20 protein-coding genes are annotated in these 21,481 nt (G+C 69.9%); 8 read left to right on the forward strand and 12 right to left on the reverse strand.

The annotated features are described in order from the left end of the window. Positions 1–306: 306 nt before the first annotated feature. From ACQ5BE_RS12000 to ACQ5BE_RS12015, 4 genes are read right to left on the reverse strand one after another with little or no spacing between them, the layout of a single operon-like run. Positions 307–948 carry a hypothetical protein gene (locus ACQ5BE_RS12000; protein WP_430297232.1) on the reverse strand — a complete coding sequence of 214 codons (642 nt, stop codon included), beginning with the start codon at positions 946–948 and terminating at the stop codon, positions 307–309. Beyond that, positions 945–1,472 (reverse strand): hypothetical protein, encoded by a 528-nt coding sequence (locus ACQ5BE_RS12005; protein WP_430297233.1) that lies wholly within the window; start codon positions 1,470–1,472, stop codon positions 945–947. Before ACQ5BE_RS12005 ends, ACQ5BE_RS12000 begins: the two co-directional genes overlap by 4 nt. Continuing rightward, complete coding sequence (locus ACQ5BE_RS12010; protein ID WP_430297234.1) at positions 1,465–2,043, reverse strand: hypothetical protein; 579 nt, start codon at positions 2,041–2,043, stop codon at positions 1,465–1,467. The genes ACQ5BE_RS12005 and ACQ5BE_RS12010 overlap by 8 nt, the downstream gene beginning before the upstream one ends. Positions 2,044–2,080: 37 nt before the next feature. Beyond that, positions 2,081–3,673 carry a GMC family oxidoreductase gene (locus ACQ5BE_RS12015; protein WP_430297235.1) on the reverse strand — a complete coding sequence of 531 codons (1,593 nt, stop codon included), beginning with the start codon at positions 3,671–3,673 and terminating at the stop codon, positions 2,081–2,083. Between the two features lie 769 nt (positions 3,674–4,442). Between ACQ5BE_RS12015 and ACQ5BE_RS12020 the strand changes: the two genes are divergently transcribed. Then, a complete protein-coding gene (locus ACQ5BE_RS12020) occupies positions 4,443–4,742 on the forward strand; it encodes a DUF4193 family protein (RefSeq protein ID WP_208711663.1) in 300 nt (99 codons plus the stop codon). A gap of 91 nt (positions 4,743–4,833) precedes the next feature. Here the strand turns inward: ACQ5BE_RS12020 and ACQ5BE_RS12025 are convergent, their stop codons facing one another. Beyond that, complete coding sequence (locus ACQ5BE_RS12025; protein WP_430297236.1) at positions 4,834–5,613, reverse strand: isocitrate lyase/PEP mutase family protein; 780 nt, start codon at positions 5,611–5,613, stop codon at positions 4,834–4,836. A gap of 1,001 nt (positions 5,614–6,614) precedes the next feature. Here ACQ5BE_RS12025 and ACQ5BE_RS12030 point away from each other — a divergent pair. Next, positions 6,615–7,091: a hypothetical protein gene (locus ACQ5BE_RS12030; RefSeq protein ID WP_430297237.1), complete on the forward strand. Its 477-nt coding sequence runs from the start codon at positions 6,615–6,617 to the stop codon at positions 7,089–7,091. 51 nt (positions 7,092–7,142) lie between these two features. On the opposite strand, the gene ACQ5BE_RS12035 is transcribed toward ACQ5BE_RS12030, so the two are convergent. The 3 genes from ACQ5BE_RS12035 to ACQ5BE_RS12045 are packed head-to-tail and all read right to left on the reverse strand — an operon-like array spanning position 7,143 to position 11,835. Continuing rightward, on the reverse strand, positions 7,143–8,126 hold the full coding sequence (locus tag ACQ5BE_RS12035) for an NAD-dependent epimerase/dehydratase family protein (protein WP_430297238.1): 984 nt from the start codon (positions 8,124–8,126) through the stop codon (positions 7,143–7,145). Next, entirely contained in the window at positions 8,123–10,819 is a 2,697-nt protein-coding gene (locus ACQ5BE_RS12040) for an alpha/beta fold hydrolase (protein WP_430297239.1), read from the reverse strand. Before ACQ5BE_RS12040 ends, ACQ5BE_RS12035 begins: the two co-directional genes overlap by 4 nt. Next, the gene (locus tag ACQ5BE_RS12045; protein WP_430297240.1) at positions 10,813–11,835 is read right to left on the reverse strand and encodes a 3-oxoacyl-ACP synthase III; all 1,023 of its coding nucleotides are present in this window, start codon (positions 11,833–11,835) and stop codon (positions 10,813–10,815) included. Before ACQ5BE_RS12045 ends, ACQ5BE_RS12040 begins: the two co-directional genes overlap by 7 nt. A 240-nt stretch (positions 11,836–12,075) precedes the next feature. Between ACQ5BE_RS12045 and ACQ5BE_RS12050 the strand changes: the two genes are divergently transcribed. Further along, positions 12,076–12,786, forward strand: a complete 711-nt coding sequence (locus ACQ5BE_RS12050) for a hypothetical protein (protein ID WP_430297241.1) — start codon at positions 12,076–12,078, stop codon at positions 12,784–12,786. A 12-nt stretch (positions 12,787–12,798) separates the two neighbouring features. Here ACQ5BE_RS12050 and ACQ5BE_RS12055 read toward each other — a convergent pair whose 3' ends face one another. Further along, positions 12,799–13,080, reverse strand: coding sequence for a hypothetical protein (locus ACQ5BE_RS12055; RefSeq protein ID WP_430297242.1), 282 nt, complete (start codon positions 13,078–13,080; stop codon positions 12,799–12,801). A gap of 370 nt (positions 13,081–13,450) precedes the next feature. On the opposite strand from ACQ5BE_RS12055, the gene ACQ5BE_RS12060 reads away from it, so the two are divergent. Then, positions 13,451–13,579, forward strand: coding sequence for a hypothetical protein (locus ACQ5BE_RS12060; protein ID WP_413249974.1), 129 nt, complete (start codon positions 13,451–13,453; stop codon positions 13,577–13,579). A gap of 87 nt (positions 13,580–13,666) precedes the next feature. Here ACQ5BE_RS12060 and ACQ5BE_RS12065 read toward each other — a convergent pair whose 3' ends face one another. Next, the gene (locus tag ACQ5BE_RS12065; RefSeq protein ID WP_430297243.1) at positions 13,667–14,566 is read right to left on the reverse strand and encodes a DsbA family protein; all 900 of its coding nucleotides are present in this window, start codon (positions 14,564–14,566) and stop codon (positions 13,667–13,669) included. A gap of 228 nt (positions 14,567–14,794) precedes the next feature. Here ACQ5BE_RS12065 and ACQ5BE_RS12070 point away from each other — a divergent pair, with 228 nt between their 5' ends. From ACQ5BE_RS12070 to ACQ5BE_RS12085, 4 genes are all read left to right on the forward strand, one after another. Continuing rightward, a complete protein-coding gene (locus ACQ5BE_RS12070; protein ID WP_430297244.1) occupies positions 14,795–16,261 on the forward strand; it encodes an alpha,alpha-trehalose-phosphate synthase (UDP-forming) in 1,467 nt (488 codons plus the stop codon). After that, on the forward strand, positions 16,258–17,067 hold the full coding sequence (gene otsB, locus ACQ5BE_RS12075) for a trehalose-phosphatase (RefSeq protein ID WP_430297245.1): 810 nt from the start codon (positions 16,258–16,260) through the stop codon (positions 17,065–17,067). Before ACQ5BE_RS12070 ends, otsB begins: the two co-directional genes overlap by 4 nt. 216 nt (positions 17,068–17,283) lie before the next feature. Then, positions 17,284–18,366 carry an ABC transporter ATP-binding protein gene (locus tag ACQ5BE_RS12080; protein WP_430297246.1) on the forward strand — a complete coding sequence of 361 codons (1,083 nt, stop codon included), beginning with the start codon at positions 17,284–17,286 and terminating at the stop codon, positions 18,364–18,366. A 114-nt stretch (positions 18,367–18,480) separates the two neighbouring features. Beyond that, positions 18,481–19,887, forward strand: coding sequence for a DUF4032 domain-containing protein (locus tag ACQ5BE_RS12085; RefSeq protein WP_430297247.1), 1,407 nt, complete (start codon positions 18,481–18,483; stop codon positions 19,885–19,887). A 1-nt stretch (position 19,888) separates the two neighbouring features. On the opposite strand, the gene ACQ5BE_RS12090 is transcribed toward ACQ5BE_RS12085, so the two are convergent. Beyond that, positions 19,889–20,524 (reverse strand): DUF2461 domain-containing protein, encoded by a 636-nt coding sequence (locus ACQ5BE_RS12090; RefSeq protein ID WP_430297248.1) that lies wholly within the window; start codon positions 20,522–20,524, stop codon positions 19,889–19,891. A 40-nt stretch (positions 20,525–20,564) separates the two neighbouring features. Then, a complete protein-coding gene (locus tag ACQ5BE_RS12095; RefSeq protein WP_430297249.1) occupies positions 20,565–21,095 on the reverse strand; it encodes an SRPBCC family protein in 531 nt (176 codons plus the stop codon). Positions 21,096–21,481: the final 386 nt, after the last annotated feature.

Here is a 21,481-nt window from a genome sequence, read left to right on the forward strand (position 1 = left end):
GCCCTTCCGACGGCCCTCGAGGTGATCCACCCTCTCGCGGACCGCCTGCAGTCCGTCCCGGCCCACACGAACGAACAGCACCAGGACCCTCCGCTGCCGGATCACGACTCCCTTGGCGGGCCCCATACGAGCAGGGGTCTCGCGCCCAGGCGTCGCGTCATCTGAGCTCCGCCCGTTGGCGCGGACTGCGTCCGGCCACCAATGCACAAGGATCTCGAGGATGTCGGGTTTCAGCGAGGAAGGCGTCCGCTCCGGTGGCCGTGCGCAGCCGCGTACCTGGGGCAGCCTGGCCGGGCGCGGGCGCTGTCAGCGAGAGGGGCCGCCCCCCTGGGGGGTGGCCCAGGCTTCGGGGCGGCGGCCGTACCAGGCCCATTCGATGGCGGCTGTGGTGAAGCCGGCGCAGGCTCCGAACACGAGCGCTGTGGCGAGAGCGGGGAGGGGGTAGGTGAGCTGGACCACGGCTGCGGCGAGCCCGTAGCCGAGCGTGAAGCTCACTGCGCTCACGCCGATCCACCGTCCCGCCGCCCGGTTCTCCCTGCCGAGCGCCAGCCATCTGCCTGCCCCGATCCCGGCCCCGGCCAAGAGGCCGAAGGCGACGTTGACAGCGGAGTTGCTGAGGTACTTGTTCGCATCGGCCCAGAATGCCTCGGTCACGGTCAGGGCCGCCCAGGAGGCCAGAACGAACCCAGCAGCGCAGCCCGCTGCCGTCGCTGCCAGCCACCTGCGCGGGCGGGGAAGCAGTGGGCGGAGGGCGGCCAGCTGGAGGGCCCCGGGGCCGGTGCCGAGCACCGCACCGTACAGGGCCAGCGTGGCGGCGCCGCCCAGCAGCGGGCTCAGGGCCGACCAGAGCGGTCCGCTGAAGGTGGCCCACAGCACCACCGCCGCTGCGTACCCGATGGTGTTGGCTGCGGCCCACGCGGTGCCGGGGCGGCGGGTCAGGATTCTCATGGGGTGGCGGGGCCGAAGCGATAGAGGGGGTGGAGCTCGGCGTGGGCGTCGTGGTTCAGGTCCAGGATGTAGCGCCCTTCCATCCACACGTGCTCTCCGACGCCCGGGTAGGGGCCGGGGACCGGGTGCGGGTCTCCCGCGCACACGGCGTACACGATCGGCTCCAGCGGAGGGATCGTGCACACGGCCTCGATGTCCAGACTCCTGCCTGTCTCGTCGGCGTCGTTGCCCGGGGTCAGCAGTTCCCGGTAGGCGGGGTCCACGTCCAGCAGGAAGATCGTGTCCCCGTCGCTCCCAGAGTGGACTGCCTCGACGCGGCCGCTGACGCGCAGGCAGGCCGCCACGACCTGGAGCCGGTCCGGGTCATAGACGTACCGGTCCTGGTCCGAGGGGCTGCAGCGGGTGATTCCGGGACCCGGAGTCGGGGGCGTCGCGGACGGGCGGGCGCAGCCGCCCACCGCAAAGAGGCAGGCCGCCAGCAGCGCTGGCACCGCCTGGCGCACCCGTGCTGTCCGTTCAGGCATCCGGTGTCCTCCTGCACAGCACGAACCACGCATCCAAGGCCCTTCCGTCCCGGCTGGCGCGCCCGACAGTGACGTGGCCGCTCACCGCCCGGAGCGCGTCCGTGGTGCGGTCGTAGACGAACCGACCCAGCCGGGCGGAGTTCGACCGCACCGCCGGCCAGCCCTGCGGGGCCATGTCCGGGAGCCTGGCGTAGTCGATCACCAGGAACCCGCGCTCGGTCCTGGCCACGCCGAAGTATCCCGGGCCCACCAGGGGGCTGAGCACGTGCCTGTTGTGCCCGAAGACCTCCCCCAGATCGGTCCGGAGGAACCTCTTCTCGAATCTGCTCAGCAGCGGGAGGGAATTGCGCCCGGCATGGACCACTCCATGCCAGACCGGGGTGCCTGCAGGCACCAGGTGCGCGGTGTCGGTCAGCGCAGCGTCCGCGGCGGCCTCGAACAGGAGGGCCTGCTGCGTCGGGCCGAGCGAACGGACTGCGGCGACCCGGCTTTGGTCGTCGAGGCCGTCCAGATGGCCCTTCAGGCCTTGCAGGTCCACCCGGCCTGTGGCCAGGTAGTCGCGGATGTCCACGGGAAGCGTCCTCCTCCCACCGGCTGTGCGGGCCGGTCTACGGGTTCTCTGCCTTGATCAGGTCGGCGGCGCGTTCGGCGATCATGACGGTCGGGATGTTGGTGTTCCCCCCGACGATGGTGGGCATGACCGAGGCGTCGACCACCCGGAGGCCGGGCACGCCGTGGACGCGCAGGCGCTCATCGACCACCGCCATCGCATCACGGCCCATCCTGGCGGTCCCGACGGGGTGGTCCCCGTGCTCGGCGAACGCGCGGATCCACGCCAGCAGCCCGTCGTCGTCCTGCACGCCGGCGCCCGGGTAGCACTCATCCCCCCGGAGCGCGGCCAGCGGCCCGGTGCCAATGACCTCCCGCACCAGCCGGATCCCGCGCAGCAGCGCCGCCCGGTCCCCGGGGGAAGCGAGGTAGTTCGGCTGGAGGCGGGGCGCATCGAGGGGGTCCGCCGAGCGCAGGGAGACGCTGCCGCGGCTCTCGGGCCGCAGGAGCAAGGTCAGGAGCACGAACCCGTCGCCCTTGACCCGGGTGAGGCCGTGGTCCATCGCCCAGACGGGAAGGAACGCGAACTGCAGGTCCGGGGCCGCCAGGCCGGGCTCGGACCTGGCGAAGCCGCCCGCTTCGAGCACGTTCGACGCCAGTGGGCCCCGGCGCGAGAGCAGATAGTGCAGGAGGTGCCGCGGCAGGGCCCAGGGGGCCAGGGCCCGGCCGAAGCCTAGCGGCTGGGCGCAGGAGCAGGCCACGCCCATGGCCACGTGGTCGTGCAGGTTCTGCCCGACCCCGGGCAGGTCCTTCACTACGGGGATGCCCATCTGCCGCAGGTGCCCGGACGGGCCGATGCCGGACAGGAGCAGGATCTGCGGGGAGTGCAGGGCCCCGGCGCACAGGAGCACTTCGCGGCGCGCCCGCACGGCATGCGGGCGGCCGTCCTTGACGTAGGCGGCGCCCACCCCTGAGGCGCCGGTGTGCAGCCTGGTGACCCGCGCCCCGGTCCTGACCGCAAGGTTCGGCCGGGCCTTGGCCGGGCGCAGGTACGCATCCGCCGCGCTCTGCCGGCGCCCGCCCCGCTGGGCCACCTGGTGCAGCCCCACCCCTTCCTGTTCGGCCCCGTTGAAGTCCTCGTTGCGCCGATGCCCGGCAGCGGCCGCGGACTCCAGGAAGGCCCGAGACAGGGGGCTGACCCAACGCAGGTCCTCGACCCGAAGCGGGCCGCCGGCGCCGTGGAATGCCGAGGCACCACGCTGGTTGTCCTCGAGCTTCCTGAAGTAAGGCAGGACCTCGGCGAAGCTCCACCCGGGGTTCCCCGAGGAGGCCCAATGGTCGTAGTCTCGGGGTGCTCCGCGCATGCAGATCATCGAGTTGATCAGGGTCGACCCGCCAAGGCCCCTCCCCCGGCCCACATACAGCCGGCGCCCGTCCAAGTGCGGTTGGGGCTCGGTCTCCAGCGTCCAGTCGTAGCGGGACTTGTAGAGCAGGCTGCCCGCGGCCGGGACCCGCAGCAGTGGGCTTCGGGGGGCAGGGCCGGCCTCCAGCAGCAGGACCGAGGCCCGCCCGTCCTCGCTCAGCCGGTTCGCCAGCACGCACCCCGCAGATCCTGCCCCAATGACGACATAGTCGTAGACCGCCTCAGGCATTTCCATTCCCCTGCCCGCACCCTCCGTCCAGCGGTTCAGTCCACCTTGGCCGACCGGTCCTACTGCAAGCCCATGCAGGCCTCCTCCGTGGACGCTCCTGGAAGGAGGCCTGCTGCTCAGGCTGCTGCCAGCATCCCCGGGGACCGCCCCGCAGCCAAGTGCCCGAGCGGGATCCGGCAGAATCTGCCGACCCGGGTGGCCGCGAGCCGCCTCTTGGCGATTCGACTGCTCTCGGTTTCTGCTTCCGGCCGGCCGGGAGATACCGAGGGTCCCAGAAGCAGGGACCGTAGGCGGGACCCAGGCACTGGCACCCGAAGATGGCCGATCGCCGTCGGGCCATGCATCGAGTCGCACGTGGACTCCAGCAACCGAACCGATTGCTCTCGGTTTCTGCTTCCTGCCAATCGGGTATCCCCTTGGGCATGCCCTATCAAGAACCGGCCTCGCCGCTGCACGGGACGATGCTCGAGCTGATCGGCGAGGCGCGCCGACGGCGGATGTCGCACAGCAGGTACTCGCTCGAGGGGTGCGAGGTCCTGCTATGGGTCCATGCCCCGGCCGGTGAACATGCCGCAGCGGTCTGTGAAGGCTGCCTGGAGCGCTGGCCGTGCCGGACCGTGCTAGGGGTCCTCGGCGGTCTGGAGGCCCCGTCCCAGCACGGCAGTCTGCGCCTGCTGCGCGGCTGATCACGGCCGTGCCGCGCGGCGCCCAGCTGACTGGTGTACGGTTAGCTGCTCTTGCCCCCACCACTGAGAGGAACACCAGCACCGTGGCCGCCGACTTCGACGAACTGCGCTCCGACGTGAAGGAATCCCAGAACGAATCGCTTGAGGCGGTGAAGTCGGTGAGCGCCCCCGATGCGCGCAGCGTCGTGCGCGAGCTCGACGTGGACGACAGTGGCGAGGCCGGGGAACTACGCGGCGGGGAGATCCTGACCGACGAGCTCACTGTCCAGGTCATCCCTCAGGGCGAGGACGAGTTCGTCTGCCAGTCGTGCTTCCTCGTCCACCACCGCTCACAGAAGGTCGAGGTCGGCGGTCAGGCCTTCTGCCGCGACTGCGAAGGCTGACGCGACCCGGAAGCTGATGGCCTCATGCCCGGCGGCGCAGGCCCTGCCGGATCAGCTCGCGGCCTCGTCCTAGGCCAGCGCCTGCGTGCGCTCAGTTCAGGGCAGGCGTGTCCTCCGGAATGACGCCGGAGCCGTAGAGGTCGGCGGCGAGGTCGCGCAGTGCGCGCAGGGCCACCCGCTGGGTGTAGGGCCCGTAGGAAATGCGGGCCACCCCGAGTTTCTGCATCTCCGCCGCCGGCAGCGCTCCCGGGGCACCGATAACCGAGAGCTTGCCCGCTCCCAGCCCGTCCACGAGAGGCTCGATGGTGTCGCGGGTAAGGGCACCGGGGACGAACACGAGCGCGGCGCCGGCGTCGAGGAACGCCCTGCCGCGGCGGATGGCGTCCTCGATGCTCTCTTGGATGGGGCGTCCGCCGCCGCGCACGATCGCGTCGGTGCGGGCGTTGAGCTGGAACTCTATGCCCTCGCCCTGAGCGCCCGCAATGATCGCCTCGACCCGGGCCACGGCCACCTCGAAGGGCCGAAGCCGGTCCTCGACGTTCGCGCCGACGACGCCTATGCCGATCGCCCGGCGGACCGTCTCGGCCGGGTCGTCGTAGCCGTCGTCGAGGTCAGCGGTCACGGGCAGCTCGACCGCGTCGACCACAGCCTTGATCCCCGCCAGCGCCGTCTCCAGCGGCATCCCACCGTCGGGATAGCCGTAGGAGGCCGCGATCGAGTGGCCAGCCGTGGCGATCGCCTTCGTCTCGGGCAGGGCCGCGACCGTGGCCGCACTGACGGCGTCCCAGACGTTGACGACGCGGAGGATGTCCGAGGCCTCATGCAGCGCCTTGAGGGTCTGCGCCCGCCCTGCCGTGGTGCTCCCAGCCATACCCATTCCTCCTTCGCGGTCCTTCCGAACCAGGCAGCCGGTCCGGTGCCCGATGATGGTCTGCACAGCGTCTGGGGCGCGCGGAAGGCGCCCGACCGGCCAATGGCCTCCCTCAGGACCGAGCGCCAGCCTGACGCCTCCAGCACGTGCAATGTTGCGAATCGGCAGGCAGGGACGATGCCGTCGCACGCTGCCACCGTTTCTACCAGACAGTACCGGGTGAGGAACAGGGTGGGTTGGGCGTGTCCCGACATGTCTCCCGAAGGCCACGCATCTCGTTCCGGGAGGAGATCCGCCGCTTCTTCGCGAAGTACGCCACCTTCACGGGCCGCGGGCTCCTGCTCCCGAGTCGCCCCAGATCGCCTTCGCCTAGCACATTGGCGTCATGTCCGTCTCGTCAGGCAGCACTTCCCGATCATCCGCACCAGATGTCACCGCTCAGCAGCCTCGACGCCTCGGCCCTCGCCTCCGAGTCACCGAGGCCGGCCTGCCTGAGTTCGCGGAGCAATCGCGTCCTCTGACGGTGGGAGGCCGGAGCGAGATCCGGGCCGGTCTGCTTCTCATGGTCCGGACGAGCCCGCGCGACGGACTTCTCGGAGTGGAGGCTGGTTCTGGAGTGACTGCTTCGAGGAAGCATGGAAGATCTGCCTGCCCTGCCCTCACTCGACTCTGTCGAGGGGGCATCATTCTCAATGCGCAGCCGGGGTCCCAGACTCTTGAGGCCCATTGCGCTCCTATCATTCTCGCCGCTCTCTGCGATGACGGGTAGTCGGCATCAGGATAGGAATGCCCTCGCCGCCACGGGCAAGCGCTGAGACGTTCCGGCCCTGGAGGGGCCCAGCTGCCGGGCCCCTCCGTGCCGGGTCGCGGGTTACCAGCCCGCTGAGTCCATTGGGAGAGGGAACTCGTACGGACCCTATCCGGCACGCGCCCCGGCCAAACCACCCGCGGCCATGCCGTGCGTCACGGACGCCTGCCGGGGCCGCGCATAGGATCGTGGGGTGAGCACGCCCCGGTCCCGTCGGCCGACCCTGCACAGCCTCGGCCTCGACGCGGTCCGGCTGGCCTCACGCATCGAGGAGAGCCCGGTATTGCTGGGCCTCACCGACGGCATGCCCCGCTTCGAGCGCACCATCCCCCGGGACGGCACCGACCGGTTCGCCGCCATCCTCTTCGACCCCGCCAGCGGGACGCGCCTCCTTGTCGAAGTCCAGCTCGGCGACGCCGACACCGACCAGCTCGCCCGCGCCCTGGACCTCTGGGCCGCAGAGCACACCCGCCTCCCTGTCAGCCACCGCCTCGTGCTCGCCGCCGAGCACATCGCCGCCGACGTCGCCCACGCCGCGGCCCTGGCCCGGGCCACCGCGCCCGTGGAGCTCCTCGAGCTCCGCGCCGAGCAGACCGGCAGCATCGTGAACGCCTATGGAGAACCCGTCCCACTCCCCAGCGGCGACGGCCCCACCCCAGCCCTGCCCTGACCTCCGGGCCGTGGGGGACGCGGGGTGCCCGCTCGCGGTCGCCGAGATGCGTCAGCGGCCCCCTGACGGAGAACCATAGTGCTCGCCAAGTCTCGCGAGCCCCTCATCGAGCGAGACAGAGGGGGTCCAGTCGAGGAGCGCACGGGTCTCACGCTGGTCGTACCAGTGGGCCGTAGAGAGCTGCTCGGCCAGGAATCTCGTCATCGGAGGCTCCTCCTTGCGCCCGGCCCAGGTCCAGAGCTTCTCCACCGCCGCGCCCGCTGTCCGGGCCACGGTGCCGGGCACGGCCCACGACGGCGCCGGGACGCCGCCTGCGCGGCAGATGCCTGCGAGCAGCTCGCCGATCGGGCGCGGCTCGCCGTTGGTCACTACGACGGCTCTCCGATGGACATGGTCCATGCGGTACAGCGCAGCGACGATGGCGGAGGCGGCATTGTCCACATAGGTGGTGTCGATCAGAGCCGCACCGGCGTCGAGCAGGGGCAGGCGGTGGCGACGTGCACGATGCAGGACCCGCTCAACCAGTTGGGTATCGCCGGGGCCCCACACGATGTGGGGACGCACGGCCCCGACCCGGAACCCCGGCGAGTCCGCCGCCAGCGCGAGGAGCTCCGCCTCGGCCTTGGTGCGCGAGTAGTCTCCGTGCGCGCGCTGCGGGTCGGCGGGCTCGGCGCCCAGGCCTACGATGGCGGCGCCGGAGTTGGCCACGGACGGGGACGACACGAACACCACATCCCGCACGCCGGCCGCGCGGGCGCACCGGAGGAGGCGGCGGGTCCCCTCGACGTTCACCTCGTGGAACTCAGCCGCTCGGCCGGTGAAGGAGACCTTCGCGGCCAGATGGATGATTCCCTCCGCACCCTGAACGGCGGCCCGGACAGCGTCCTCGTCGGTGACGGAGCCGCGGAGGTCGGCGGCGCCGTCGACCCCTGACGCCCGTCGCTGGAACGTGGTCACGGCGTGCCCTTGGCGGACCAGGAGCCGCGCGACCTCGCGTCCGAGCAGCCCGCTGGCACCCGTGACGAAGACCCTCATGGCTTCCCCTGGCGGCCGCCGGCCAGCACTTGGGAAGCCCAGCGGGACAGACGCGTCCTGTCGATCTTGGCGTTGTGCCGGATGTCCGTCGGGAGCGCTGGAACGGCCAGCACCGCGGAGACCGCCACACCGGCCTCACGGGCCGCCTCCCTGACGCGCGACGCGAGCCGGGGCGCCGCAGGGCCCCCGGTGCGGGTCGGAGGCAGGGTCTCGACGACGGCAACCGCCGCCTGCGTGCCAGCCGGGCCGACGCCGGCAATGGCGGCCAGCCGGACGCAGTCCAGACGTTCGATTGCCTGCTCCGCGCCGACAGGCGTGACCACGGCGCCCGGCGCCGTCACGACGTGGGCCAGGCGCCCCTCCACCCAGAGGCGGCCGGCCGCGTCGAAGTGCCCCACGTCGCCCGTGCGGTGCCACCCGGGAACGCTGGAGCTCTCCCGCTGCGTCAGCCAGAGCCTGTCGTAGGCGTGCTTGACGTGCGGCGCGCTGACCAGGATCTCACCGGTCACACCCGCCTCCGTCACAGGATGGGATCCGTGCGCACTGCCGTCGGGGCCCAGCGGAACGATGGCGACGCGCGCGCCATGCACCGGCAGGCCGACACACACGCCATTGCCCGCACCCGGCACTGTGCCGGCGGCGGCTTCGACGTCGGCGGCCCGGATCTGTTCGAGGCTGATGTCCGTGACGGGCAGCGCTTCCGTCATCCCATAGGGGGTGTGCAGCGAGGCCCGCGGAAGGAGCCGCTGCACCTCGGCCAGGAGCGGTTCGGGGACAGGTGCCCCGGCGGACAGCAGCAGTTCGACCCGCTCCAGGGCCTCGCGCCCCGCCGCGCCTACGCCATTCTGGGTGGCCAGGACATTGCGCAGCGCCGCCGGCGAGGCGAAGACCACGGTGGCTTCGATGGCCGCCGCAGCGTCCCCCAGTGCGCGCGCGGTGAGGGTGCGGGGAGCCGTGACGTCCATCGCAGGGGTCACCGAGACTGCCCCGAGCGCCGGTCCGAGGAGCGCGAAGGGGGCGAAGCCCGCCACCAGTCTGGCCCCGCGGCGGATCCCGAACGTCTGGGCCACGGTGTTCCGCATCGCGGAGAGTTGCCGATGGGTGTAGGCAACCCCCTTCGCGGGGCCGGTGGAGCCGGACGTGAACAGTACGGCGGCGGGGGCCGTCGGATCCGGATCGGGCAGCGGCCGGCCCGCGCCGAGCGCCGCACCGCGCCGCGCGAGGCCTGTGAGGGAGGCTTCGACTGCGAGGATGCGGCGGCGGACTTCCGGCAGCTCCTGCACGCTGATCCGTCGCCCGGGCCAGCCGAGCGCCGCGGCAGCCGCCAGTGCCCTGTCGATGCCGATCAGGAAATCGGGGGCCGCGCCCTTCACGGCCCGGCTCAGACCCCTGGCTCCCAGCCCGGCGTCGGCCACCACGACCACCGCTCCCAGCCGCAGGCACGCGTAGAGCGCCACGGTGAGGTCCACCCCCGGCGGAACCATGAGGCTCACCCGGCTGCCGCTGCCCACGCCTGCATCCCGCAGGCCCGCCGCGAGCTCGGCGATGCTCCGGCCCAGCTGTCTCCACGTGAGCAACCGGCTGACGGCGCCCGCCGGCGACATCTCGGCCACAGCGGTTTCGTCCCCTCCGGGGCCCGCCGCCTGCTCGTCGAGCTCCGACCAGAGAGGGCGGAACGCACCGGGCCGCTCCTCGGCGGCCGTCGGCCTGCCTGCATCGGGGATCGGGGCGCCCGACGCCGCGTGGTCGCCGTCGTGCGTGCCGACCGCGTGGTCTGCGAGCCACTGGAAGACCGGTGCGGCGATGTCCCGGTCCTCCGCCACGAGGTGTCCTGCGCCCTCGAAGCGGTGCACGTCCGCGTGCGGGAGCCGCCCGACGAGGTCTTTGAGGTACCGGTCGGAGAAGACGGGGTCGCGCGGGCCCCAGAGCAGCAGGGCCGGCACCCTGAGCCCGCGCACCCCCTCCGCTACCCCCCGGAGCGCCGGGAAGCTGGGATGGGAGGCATCCGTGGGGATGTCCGCCACGAAGTTCCCCACCCCCGCCCGGCGGTGGGAGCTGCGGTACGGGGCCATGTAGGCCCTGCGGACCTCGGGGGGCAGCTGTGGGCGTGCCAGGGCGTGCGTGACCCGCAGGAAGGCGTCCGACGTCGTGGTGCCCCAGCGGTGGACTGCGGGGTGCAGCGCAAGCCGGAGGGCGGGCGGGATCCCCGAGCCGGACGGCTGGTGGACGGCCGTGTTGGTCAGCACGACTCCGGCGAGGTGCTGGGGGTGCGCCAGCGCCCAGCCGAGGCTGACCACCCCGCCCCAGTCGTGGCCCACTGTGACCACCGGTCCGTCGAGGCCCAGTGCGTCGGTCAGGTCTCCGAGGTCGTTGATCCGGTCACCAAGACGACGGAATGTGCCCGTCCGCTCCGAGTAGCCCATGTCCAGCTGGTCCACCGCGACGACGCGCCACGGATGGCCCGGCTCGGATCCGGCTGCCAGAAGGGTCCGCCACAGGTACGACCAGGTCGGGTTGCCGTGGACGCACAGCAGGGTGCCTGCCGGCGCGAGACCCCGCCTGGAGATCTGTGCGCCGTTGTCCAAGACGTGCCAGCGGCGCAGTGTGCCCGCAGGGTCCACCGCGGAGGTGGAATGAACGGTGATCGTCCGGGACCATTCTGGGTCGACCCCGGCCCAGGCCTCGGCTACCAAACGATTTCCACCATGCCCGTATTCAGTCCCGAGCCCACGCCCATGCACAGCACGCGGTCTCCCGAACTCAGCGACTGCGCCTCGGCTGCCAGTGTCATGGGCAGCGAGGCAGGACCCACGTTGCCCCAGTGGGGGAAGGTGATCGGAACCTTGCCCGGGTCCAGGTCGATGGCCTTGATGATGGCCTGGGTGTAGGCGTTGCTCACCTGGTGGGTGACATAGCGGTCCATGGAGGCCCAGTCCCACTCCGGCTGGGCCTCGTGCCAGGCGTCGACCACGAGCTGGAGGCCGCCGTCGAGCAGGCCCTTCGTGTCGGTGGACATCCCGTCGACGCCTCCCACGCACAGGTCGTGGTGCTCGGTGCCGGCCCGCATCACGCCCCCGACAAGCCGGTGGGCCCCCGGGTGCTCATCGGCGGGACCCAGAACGGCGGCGGCTGCCCCTGAGCCGAGGGTGAGCGTGGCGAACTCCCGGGTGAAGTCTTCGCGGGTCGTGTCCGGCCGCTGCAGTCGTGCCAGCGTCGCCTCCTGCGTGGCTTGGGAGTCCTCGCCGTTGACGATGACGGCGTACTTGATCTGGCCGGAGTCGATCATGTTGGCCGCCAGGATCATGCCGTTCACGAACCCGAGGCACGCGTTCGCAAGGTCGAAGTTCATGGCCGACGAATTCAGGCCCATCCGGTGGTGGATCTTCACCGCGACGGACGGCTCGAGGCTGCGTCGCGTGACTGAGGTGTTGATCAGGAGCCCGATCTCGGATGCTTCCACACCCGCCTCCGCCAGCGCCTTCGAACCCGCTTCGGCTGCGGCGTCGTCGAAGGACGTCCCGGGGGCCCACCAGCGGCGGTGCGTGATGCCGGCAACGCGCTCGAGCAGCCGGGGTGGGAACCTGAGCCGCTGCAGGGTCGAGGCCAGGCTGTGGTCGAAATCCGTCGAACTCACGATCCTCGGAGCCTCGACGCTGCTCACCGCAAGCAGTGCGGCGTTGCCGTGACGAAAGGTCGCGTTCCCTGCCAAGTCAGGCCCCTGTTCGTTTCCGTGCTGAATCCATGCGGTGACAGTACCCACATGAGCGGAAGGCTAAGACAGATGCCCAGGCTGGTTCACGATGTCGGTGCTGAAGAATACTCTGCCAGAGGTTAGGCGATCGCGCCTCTCGCCTTCGCCTTCACCTCCTTGACGTCCGCAGCGCGTGCGCGGAATCTTGACGGTACGAACAGCTGGGGCCCATCTCATCGGACTGAGGAAGGGTCGCCGATGGACCTCGATCTCCTGACAGTGCTCATCGCCGTGGGCGGCATGGCCACCGGCGTCGGTGCCATCTGGGCGGCGTGGGTCGCACGACGCCAGCTGAGGGCCCACGCGGAATTCGTCGAGGAGCAGAACGTCCTCATGAGACGCCAGACCGAACTGACAGCGGAGAGCGTGGCCGCGCAGCTGAAGTCCCTCCAGCTGCGCGACGAGCGCGAGCGGATCCGGCTGGAGGTCAGCGTGATGTCGCAGCTCTGGGAGGAGTGGACCGGACCCATCTTCCAGCGGTACCGGCGGGCGAGTTTCCAGTACTTCCTCGACCACTATCTGGTCGATGGGCAGCTGCGCGAGCCACAGTACATTGACGGCGGCACTCGCGCCCTCTTCAACTTCTATACCGAGCTGGGGTACCTCACGAGGACTGGGGTCCTAAGGGCAGAGCGCGTTCTCGACCTCCATGGGAATTCCATCCGGCACGGCTGGGCACTGTGGAGGTCGGCGGCGATGCGGGAGCGAGAAATGTGGTCCGACCCGGCCCGATATGCCGACTTCGAGTACCTCTACGGGCTCGCCGTGAAGTACCGGGACCGCGGGGAACCCTCCCAGGAAGAACTGCTGCTCTTCCTCCGCAAGCAGGGACGAACGGAGGAGGAAATGCTGGCCGCTGCGGAGTCCCCCTTGCCGGCGCGGGAGCGGACGGCCTCGACGGACTCCTGAACTCCCGCGGCCTCAGCTCGGGCTCACCCACCGCGGCCCCAGCACGCCTTCGAGCAGCATGCGCCGCTTCTCGCACAGCACGCCGCGGCGTTCAACATCCCGCTGGCCCTCCAACCACGAACCGAGCCTCGCTTCGACCCTGTCGCTCGATCTCCAGTCAGGGATGCCGCCGCCTTCCTCACGGAATGCCTCGAGTTCCACAATGACCGCCGCGAATTCCTCGTCCCGCGGTTCTCTCATGCGGTCGAGCCCTGTGATCTGCCTGGAGAGATAGCGCTTCATTGCCTCGTCCACGTATTCATTCCCCCCAGTGACTCTCCGTCGTCGCGTTGACGCATTCTAGCCAGATCCGGAGGCCTCAGGGGTAGCGGCAGCGCCCAGAAGCCATCGCTTCTTTCCGCGCCGCGCAGGTGGCATATCCGCTAATGTTGTACATGTCCAATGCGGACGCTGGGGGTTCGCTTTGGAGCGCCCGCGGCCGCCTCGACACCGTGCACACGGTGAGGCGGCCGCGGGCGCGAGCTCACCCCAGACGGCGGAGACAACAGGAAACACAAGAGGGGGAATGATGGGCCCTGTGGGGGACGGCCTCGTTCAGGAAAGCCTCCTGGATGCGCGGGCAGAGTCTGCAAGGCTGCAGGCAGCCCTGCACAGGAAGGCCTGGATGATCCCGAAGGGGCCCTTCATTGCCGCCGGCAGGCTCGTGCTGGCCCTCGCCGGAATGCTCGGCGTCGTCGCGCTCGGCCTCCTGCTCGCGGCAGCCGTCGCCCTCGTCCAGATGCACATCCGCTGACGGGGCGACGCTCCTCACCGGACCTCTGCTCCAACGACAGCCGGCCCGGCCCCCGCGAGGGGACCGGGCCGGCGTCGTACGTTTCGGTCAGGCAGCCTTGGCAGCGATCGCGGCGTCGAGGAACGCGTCGAAGCCCTGCTGCGCAGAGTCCCCGATGCCCCACTGCTTGCCGTCCACGAACGCCGTCGGCGTGCCGGTGACACCCGAGGAGGTCGCGAGCTGGGTGTCGTACTTGACCATCGGCCGGTAGGTCTTGTCGTCGACGCACTTGTCGATGTCTGCGCCGAGGCCCCGCGCGATCTCCTTGAGCTTGTCGTCGGAGAGGCCGGCGCTGCCCTCAGCGGGCTGCTGTGCGAACAGCGCCGTGAAGAAGTCCGCGTACTTGTCCGGGTGGGAGTTCGCGACGCAGGCGGCGGCGTTGGCGGCCCGCGACGAGTAGTTCGTCGTGGACTGGCGGTCCAGGAAGCCCAGCGGACGGTACTCGAGGGTGATCTTGCCGTCGTTGCGCGCCTGGTTCAGCTTCTCGCCGTACGTGTCCTCGAACTGCTTGCAGATCGGGCAGATGAAGTCGATGTAGACGACCACCTTGACCGGCTCGGTCTTGGCGGACGGCTCGATGCCGGGGGCGTTGGCGGCCTGGCCGGCGCTCGGCTGGCCGGTCGCGGGAGGGATCGATGCGACATCGACGGTCGACGCCGGCACGGCCTTGACCTCGTTGCCCTTTCCGAGCGTCACACCGCCGTTCGCGTTCATGTTGGCCGCACGGGGCCCGGTGTCCCCGATCGGCGCGTTGGAGCGCATCGAGCTCGTGACCACGAGCGCAACCACAGCGATCACGGCCACGAGAGCGACCACGACGCCCCACCGAAGCAGGAGGCGATTGCGCTTCTCCCTCTTCTGCTGCTCCTCACGGATCTGGCGGGCCTTCTCCCGGGCGGCGGCGGTGCGCTCTGCCTTCGTCTGTCGTGGCTGATTGGCGGGGCTCATCGTTCCTCGTGATCGGTTCGCGGCGCGCGGTGCACGCCCGTGGTCGGCGACGGGGTCAGTGTAGTGCAGGCAGCTGGCGCCGGGTCCCGCCCTTCCTTCCCCTCGCCGGGGCTTCTTCCCCCGCAACGTTCCGCGTCTGGGCTGAGTTCCATATTCCGCGTGTGACATGCAGCCCACGCCGCGGCGGGTAGTGTTGAGGAAAGTGACAGGGATCCGAGGGGACTGAACGTGAGCCAGCAGACCGCCAAGAAACCGACCGAGGAAGACGACGGAATCCCCGCCAGGACGCACATCTACGACTTCCTCGTCGTCTCCAACCGACTGCCTGTCGACAGGGTCGGCGAAGGCGGGGATGCAGGGTGGCGGCGCTCCCCCGGCGGCCTGGTCACGGCGCTCGCCCCGGTGATGGAGAAGTCCGACGGCGCGTGGGTCGGCTGGCATGGTGCGCCGGACGAGGAAGTGGAGCCGTTCGAGCACGAGGGGATCTCCATCCTGCCGGTGCCGCTCTCGGCCCAGGAAGTCGAGACGTACTACGAGGGCTTCTCCAACGCCACCCTGTGGCCCCTCTACCACGACGTGATCGCCCCGCCGGAGTTCCACCGGACCTGGTGGGACGCGTACCGCAAGGTCAACCAGAGGTTCGCCGACGCCGTCACGGCCTGCGCCGCCGACGGCGCCACGGTCTGGGTGCAGGACTACCAGCTCCAGCTCGTCCCGGCGATGCTCCGCCGACAGCGCCCGGACCTGAAGATCGGCTTCTTCAACCACATCCCGTTCCCACCGCAGGAGATCTTCGCCCAGCTGCCCTGGCGGCGCCAGGTCCTCGAGGGACTGCTCGGCGCGGACCTCCTGGGCTTCCAGCGGCCCAACGACGCCTCGAACTTCGCCCGCGCCGCGCGTCGGTACGCGGGAGCGAGCGGCAAGGGAACCCACCTCGTCGTCCACGATCCCACGCGCCACGATGGACGGCGCGAGGTGCGCGCGGAAGCCTTCCCCATCTCGATCGACACGGCAAGGATCGCCGAGCTCGCCTCCCGCCCCGACATCATCGAACGCGCCCGTCAGATCCGCCAGGACCTGGGCGACCCCAAGGTGATCATGCTCGGGGTCGACCGACTGGACTACACGAAGGGCATCCGACACCGGCTCAAGGCCTTCGAGGAGCTCCTCACCGACGGGCGGGTCAAGGTGGGGGAAGTGACTCTCATCCAGGTCGCGAGCCCGAGCCGCGAGCGGGTCGAGCAGTACCGCCTCCTGCGCGAGGAGATCGAGGGCACGGTCGGGCGGATCAATGGCACGTTCGACACCATGCAGCACACAGCCGTCCGCTATCTGCACCATTCGTACCCGACCGAGGAGATGGTGGCGCTCTACCTCGCAGCGGACGTCATGCTCGTCACGGCCCTCCGCGACGGCATGAACCTCGTGGCCAAGGAGTATGTGGCCTCGCGCCTCGACGGGACAGGGGCGCTGATCCTGAGCGAATTCGCCGGCGCTGCCGACCAGCTCAAACAGGCACTGCTGATCAACCCGCACGACATCGCTGGCCTCAAGGACTCGATCACCACGGCCATCAGCCTTCCGCCGGGAATCGCGGCGCGCCGCATGAAGACGATGCGCCGCCAGGTCCTCGTGCACAACGTCGAGGAATGGTCGTCCATCTTCCTCGCCCGACTCAAGGAGGTCTGCCCGTGACCATCGACGATCAGCTCCGGGCGGCACTGACCCGGCTGGCCGGCGTCGACCGGCTCCTCGTCGCCCTCGACTTCGACGGCGTCGTCTCGCCCATCGTGGAGCGCGCCGAGGACGCCCGGCCCCTCCCGGCGACCGCGGCCGCCGTCGTGCGCCTCGCGGCGCTGCCGGAGACGTGGACGGCCTATGTGTCGGGCCGGGCACTGACGAGCCTGCTCAAGGTGGCTTCGCCGGACGACCGGACGCTGCTCATCGGGAGCCACGGGGCGGAGGTCCGGCTGGGCGCCGAGGAACACCCCGTGGCGCTCGACCCCGACCAGCGCGATGCCCTCGCCGACCTCCACCGCACGTTCACCGAGGTCTCCACCCAGGCCCCCGGGACGTGGGTCGAGGAGAAGCCGGCGGGACGCGTCCTGCACACGCGCCAGGCCGACCGGGACGACGCCGCGGCAGCCGTCGCAGCCGCCCGGAGGCAGCTCACCGGCCGGGGGGACATCTTCCTCAAGGACGGCAAGGAGGTCCTCGAGGGCTCGGTCGTGCACGCGACCAAGGGTGAGGGGCTGGCCTTCCTGCGCCAGGTGACCGAGGCCGAGGCTGTGCTGTTCGTCGGCGACGACGTCACGGACGAGGACGGTTTCCGCGCCCTGGAGTCCGGTGACGTGGGGATCAAGGTGGGTCCGGGCGAGACCGCCGCTGGCTTCCGCGTCGAGTCACCTCAGGACGTCGCGGAGGTCGTCGGCCTCCTGGCCGAGCTCCGCGCGGACCTCGGTGCGCAGAGGCGCCCTGACACCGACGGAGCGTCCACATAACGGGATGTTACGTGCACCACATTTCCCCTCGAATGTGATCCGTGCCATACTCGTCTTGCGAGCGAGGGCGCTGCCCCCGATTGTCATGTTGTGCCAAAATGGGCGACGCCAGCACGGGCGGCCTGTTCTGGCCGACATGAGGGACACAACTGAACAACACGAACCATTCACTACGGATCGTCCGGCACGTACCTGCCGGTGAAGGGACTGATGACTGTGGCTACAGTTACGTTCGACAATGCGACGCGCCTGTATCCGGGCACCGACAAGCCCGCCGTCGACAAGCTCAACATCGAGATCGCGGACGGCGAGTTCCTCGTCCTGGTCGGCCCGTCCGGCTGTGGCAAGTCGACCTCCCTCCGCATGCTCGCCGGCCTCGAGGACGTGAACTCGGGCCGCATCCTCATCGGTGACCGCGACGTCACGGACGTCCCGCCGAAGGACCGCGACATCGCGATGGTCTTCCAGAACTACGCGCTGTACCCGCACATGACGGTCGCGGACAACATGGGATTCGCCCTCAAGATTGCCGGCGTCTCCAAGGAGGAGCGCGCCCAACGCGTCAAGGAAGCGGCCAAGCTGCTCGACCTGGAGCAGTACCTCGAGCGCAAGCCGAAGGCCCTCTCGGGTGGCCAGCGCCAGCGCGTCGCCATGGGCCGCGCGATCGTCCGCAACCCGCAGGTCTTCCTCATGGACGAGCCGCTCTCGAACCTCGACGCCAAGCTCCGCGTCCAGACCCGCACCCAGATCGCCTCGCTGACCCGCCGCCTGGGCGTCACGACGGTCTACGTCACGCACGACCAGGTCGAGGCCATGACGATGGGCGACCGTGTCGCAGTCCTCAAGGACGGCCTCCTCCAGCAGGTCGACACGCCGCGCAAGCTCTACGACCGCCCGTCCAACGTGTTCGTGGCCGGATTCATCGGCTCGCCCGCAATGAACCTGCTCGAGCTCCCGGAGGCGGACAACGGCGTGAAGTTCGGCGGGACGGTCTACCCCGTGTCCCGCGACGTCCTGTCCGAGGCCCACGGCTCGACGGTCACCCTCGGCGTCCGGCCTGAGGACCTCGAGACCGCCCCTCAGGGCGAGGGTCTCGAGGTCGAGGTCGACGTCGTCGAGGAGCTCGGTGCCGACGCCTACATCTACGGCCACACGATGCTGGATGGGCAGAGCCACGACATCGTCGCCCGGACCGACGGCCGCCGGCCCCCGATGAAGGGCGAGAAGATCTGGGTCCGCCCGCAGCAGGGCCACGTCCACCTCTTCGACACCAAGACCGGCCTTCGCCTCGGCGACTGACCCCTGACGCGGCGACGCCGCGCATTCACGAGAGCGCCCGCCAGGCCCGGCCCGGCGGGCGCTCTCGTGTCATGGGGCTGCGCGCCGCGGACGAACCGCGGAAGAATGGAAGACATGACGGAACAGAGCAGCGCCACGTGGCAGGACGAGCCGACGGACTACGCCGAACTCGGCAAGCTGCCGAGGCGCGCTCCCCTGCCCGACCCGCCGCCCTCGCCGGTCATGGGCTCACTCAGCATCACCGCGGCGGCAGCGGACCCGGAGCTCTTGGACCTGCCGTGGCACATGGCGCTCGAGGAATGGCCCGAGGAGTATCTGGCTGCACTTCCCCGCGGCATCTCCCGGCACATCGTGCGGTTCGCGAAGTTGGGCAACTCCGTCATCGCGGTGAAGGAGACCGGCGAGCATGTGGCCCGCCACGAGTACCACATGCTGCGCAAGCTCCAGCGCCTCGACGTCCCGTGCGTCGAGCCGGTGGCCGTGATCCGCGATCGGCAGACCCCTCAGGGCACCCCGCTCGACCCCTGCCTCGTCACCCGGCACCTCAAGTTCTCCCTGCCCTACCGTGCGCTGTTCTCGCAGACGCTGCGCAAGGACACCCTCACACGGCTGATCGACGCGCAGGCCCTCCTGTTGGTTCGGCTCCATCTCGTGGGGTTCTACTGGGGGGACGTCTCGCTCTCGAACACGCTGTTCCGCCGCGATGCCGGCTCCTTCGCGGCCTATCTCGTGGACGCCGAGACCGGCGAGCTCTACCCCGACCTCTCAACGGGCCAGCGCGAGTACGACCTGGAGATCGCACGCGTCAACATCGCAGGCGAGCTCATGGACCTCCTCGACGGCGGTCTCATCGACCCCGAGGTGGATCCCGTCGCCACCAGCGAGAGGATCATGGACTCCTACCGGAACCTGTGGGCCGAGCTCACGGAGAAGGAGTCGTTCGAGCTGGGTGAACGGTGGCGTGTGGGCGCCCGCATCCGTCGGCTCAACGAACTCGGCTTCGACGTGGAGGAGTACGCCATCAAGACGACGGCCGGGGGCACCACCATCCAGCTCCAGCCCAAGGTCGTCGACGCCGGCCATCACCAGCGCCGGCTCCTGCGCCTCACCGGCCTGGACGCCCAGGAGAACCAGGCCCGGCGCCTGCTGAACGACATGGACTCGTTCCGCGCCGACAACTACCCGGGCCAGGACGAGGAGATCAGCGCCCATGCCTGGGTGACCCAGGTCTTCGAGCCCATCGTCAGGGCAATCCCGAAGGAGCTGTCGGGGAAGCTGGAGCCGGCCGAGGTGGTGCATCAGGTCCTGGAGCACCGCTGGTACATGTCGGAGAAGCTCGATCGCTACGTTCCGCTCGCCGAGACGCTCCAGTCGTACATCGACGATGTCCTCCGCCACCGCCGCGACGAGGCGGCCATCATGCTCAACCCGGACACCCAGCTCCTGAAGGTCATCGAGACCGAGGAAGCCCGTCACCGCGAGGATGACGAGGACGACGACGAGCACCTCACCGAGGACTGAGTCACCCGCCCACGTGGTCCGTCAGCCACTCGACGAGCGGTCGGAGCCCTGACCAGGCGCTGCGCACGTGTACGAGGGCGTCCGGTGTCCCGAGCCAGACCGGCATGCCGTATGCCTTCGCGGCAGTGAGCGACTTGTAGGTCAGCAGCTCACCTCTGGGATGGTCTCTCGGATACTCGCGCGGAACGGTCTTCAGACGCTCTCCGTCGATGGCGAAACCAGCGCTTCGCAGTGCTCCGACAATGGCATCCAGCTCCGCTCCTGAGGAAGGGGCATCGACGGCGCCCCGGTAGCGGGCGATCTGAGCCGGCGTATACGAGTGGTATCCGCCGCCCACTGTGAGTCCGTCAGCGTCGAGGTGGAGGTAGTACCCGATGCCCTGAGCAGTCTGCGCGAAGCCGCCCTGATGGGTCTTGTAGGGCGATTTGTCCTTGCTGAACCGCACGTCCCGGTAGGGGCGGAAGGCCTTGGCCTCCCCGAACTCCCCTGAGAGCTCGTCCAGAAGCGCTGTCATCGGGCCCCTGACCGTCCTCTCGTAGACATCCTTGTGCCCGGTCCACCATTCCTTGGAGTTGTTCAGCTCAAGGTCTGCATAGAAGGCAGGTCCCTCCGGAGGGAATCCCGTGAATGCGCCCATGGAAGGCATCTTCCGCCCTCCCAGAACCGTCCGTCCAGTCTCAGTCTCCGCCGTCTGCGAGCTCCTCGACAGCCTCCGGGAGCTGGCCGAAGAACGCGGCGAACCGCCCCAGGATTGCGCGCCATCCGCTGGACCGCTCGAACGCGGTATGCCCGATGGTTCCCGCCGCCCATCCGTCCTGCGTCACGGTGACAACGGTTCCGCCCGCGGAATCACCCGACGCGTCCTCCAGCGCCACCGTCACCGTAGTCGGGCTGCCGGCCGGTGCCCCGTCGGACCACGAGAACACGATGTCCTCCCCAGGCTCCTCGTGCCGCACCTCCGCCCACACGGCTGTCTCGCCGTTCTGCCCCTCCTCGCCCACGACGCCGTCCTCGATGAACACATGCGTCCCCTCGCCGAAGCGGGTCGAGTCCGCCGGCCACCACAGGTGGGCGTCCCCCACGAACGCCCGGTAGACAACATCCCGGGGCACGGGCAGCTCGAGGCGGTACACGCGCGACGGCGGCTCCTCGCCGCGCGCTGCCCGGTCGGGCTCCGAGCGCGGAGAGTGTGAGAAGAGGGGTTCCATGCAAAGATCCTAGGCCGTGCAGCTACCTGCACGGCGGTCCGCCTTTGTGGGCGGGGCTTGCCCGCGGCGTGAGTTAAATGCAGGGAGCCCCCCGGCGGGTGCTGGGGGGCTCGACCTGGTGGTGTTGTCCGGCGGTGTCCTACTCTCCCACACCCTCGCCTGAGTTGGCTCACGCTGTAGCGGTTCGGAGAACCTACTGCCCTCTGATCTGGGGCGATGCTGGCCGAGGGACGCTGTTTCACGCACTAAGCAGGGTGTCCTAGTGTCGCGTTGTGGCGTTCATCAGGCGGGTCCGGACTGCCTCCGGGGCGACGGCGGTGCAGATCGCGGAGTACGTCGCCGGGCGTCAGCGGATCGTGGAGCACGTCGGCTCGGCGCATACCGAG

Source organism: Sinomonas sp. B1-1 (genome assembly GCF_050474465.1).
Lineage (GTDB): Bacteria > Actinomycetota > Actinomycetes > Actinomycetales > Micrococcaceae > Sinomonas > Sinomonas flava.

Bases quoted from the DNA above. Each gene is read 5' to 3' on its own strand.
- ACQ5BE_RS12060 (WP_413249974.1), top strand. From the start codon at position 13,451: ATGATCCCGAAGGGGCCCTTCATTGCCGCCGGCAGGCTCGTGCTGGCC.
- ACQ5BE_RS12065 (WP_430297243.1), bottom strand. From the start codon at position 14,566: ATGAGCCCCGCCAATCAGCCACGACAGACGAAGGCAGAGCGCACCGCC.
- ACQ5BE_RS12035 (WP_430297238.1), bottom strand. From the start codon at position 8,126: ATGAGGGTCTTCGTCACGGGTGCCAGCGGGCTGCTCGGACGCGAGGTC.
- ACQ5BE_RS12005 (WP_430297233.1), bottom strand. From the start codon at position 1,472: ATGCCTGAACGGACAGCACGGGTGCGCCAGGCGGTGCCAGCGCTGCTG.
- ACQ5BE_RS12050 (WP_430297241.1), top strand. From the start codon at position 12,076: ATGGACCTCGATCTCCTGACAGTGCTCATCGCCGTGGGCGGCATGGCC.
- ACQ5BE_RS12000 (WP_430297232.1), bottom strand. From the start codon at position 948: ATGAGAATCCTGACCCGCCGCCCCGGCACCGCGTGGGCCGCAGCCAAC.
- ACQ5BE_RS12025 (WP_430297236.1), bottom strand. From the start codon at position 5,613: ATGGCTGGGAGCACCACGGCAGGGCGGGCGCAGACCCTCAAGGCGCTG.
- ACQ5BE_RS12015 (WP_430297235.1), bottom strand. From the start codon at position 3,673: ATGCCTGAGGCGGTCTACGACTATGTCGTCATTGGGGCAGGATCTGCG.
- ACQ5BE_RS12095 (WP_430297249.1), bottom strand. From the start codon at position 21,095: ATGGAACCCCTCTTCTCACACTCTCCGCGCTCGGAGCCCGACCGGGCA.
- ACQ5BE_RS12085 (WP_430297247.1), top strand. From the start codon at position 18,481: ATGACGGAACAGAGCAGCGCCACGTGGCAGGACGAGCCGACGGACTAC.
- ACQ5BE_RS12090 (WP_430297248.1), bottom strand. From the start codon at position 20,524: ATGGGCGCATTCACGGGATTCCCTCCGGAGGGACCTGCCTTCTATGCA.